The organism is Burkholderia sp. Ac-20344, assembly GCF_017104975.1.
Taxonomy (GTDB): Bacteria; Pseudomonadota; Gammaproteobacteria; order Burkholderiales; family Burkholderiaceae; genus Burkholderia.
Window position 1 is genome coordinate 1 of the sequence record NZ_JAAGPP010000378.1, and the last position, 1,042, is coordinate 1,042.

The 1,042-nt window shown below is 66.0% G+C and carries 1 protein-coding gene; it reads left to right on the top strand.

What is annotated here, in order from left to right:
• The coding region (locus G3N64_RS39215) for an aminotransferase (protein ID WP_205788909.1) at nt 1-1,042 on the top strand (1,042 nt) is incomplete at both ends.

Here is a 1,042-nt window from a genome sequence, read left to right on the forward strand (position 1 = left end):
TCGACCGCCGAATACCGCGCGCTCGACGCCGCGCACCACATCCACCCGTTCTCGGACATGGGCGCGCTGAACCGCGCGGGCAGCCGCGTGATCGTGAAGGCCGACGGCGTCTATCTGTGGGATTCGGACGGCAACAAGGTGATCGACGGAATGGCCGGCCTCTGGTGCGTGAACGTCGGCTACGGCCGCAAGGAACTCGCCGACGCCGCGTATCGCCAGATCCAGGAACTGCCGTTCTACAACACGTTCTTCAAGACCACGCACCCGCCGGTGATCGAACTCTCCGCGATGCTCGCGGAAGTCACGCCGGCCGGCTTCAACCACTTCTTCTATTGCAACAGCGGCTCGGAAGGCAACGACACCGTGCTGCGCCTCGTGCACCAGTACTGGCGCGTGCAGGGCCAGCCGCAGAAGAAGTTCGTGATCTCGCGCAAGAACGGCTATCACGGCTCGACGATCGCGGGCGGCACGCTCGGCGGGATGGGCTACATGCACGAGCAGATGCCGTCGAAGGTCGAGAACATCGTGCACATCGACCAGCCGTATTTCTTCGGCGAAGCGGCAGCCGGCGAAACGCCCGAGGCGTTCGGCCTGGCCCGCGCGCAGCAGCTCGAAGCGAAGATCCTCGAACTCGGCGCGGAGAACGTCGCGGCGTTCATCGGCGAGCCGTTCCAGGGCGCGGGCGGCGTGATCTTCCCGCCGTCGACGTACTGGCCGGAAATCCAGCGGATCTGCCGCAAGTACGACATCCTGCTCGTCGCCGACGAAGTGATCGGCGGCTTCGGCCGTACCGGCGAATGGTTCGCGCACCAGCACTTCGGCTTCGAGCCGGACCTGATCACGATGGCCAAGGGCCTCACGTCGGGCTACGTGCCGATGGGTGCCGTCGGCATTCACGAGCGCGTCGCGCGGCCGATCATCGACAACGGCGAATTCAACCACGGCCTCACGTACTCGGGGCACCCGGTTGCCGCGGCCGTCGCGGTCGCGAACCTGAAGCTGCTGCGCGACGAAGGGATCGTCGAGCGCGTGAAGACCGACA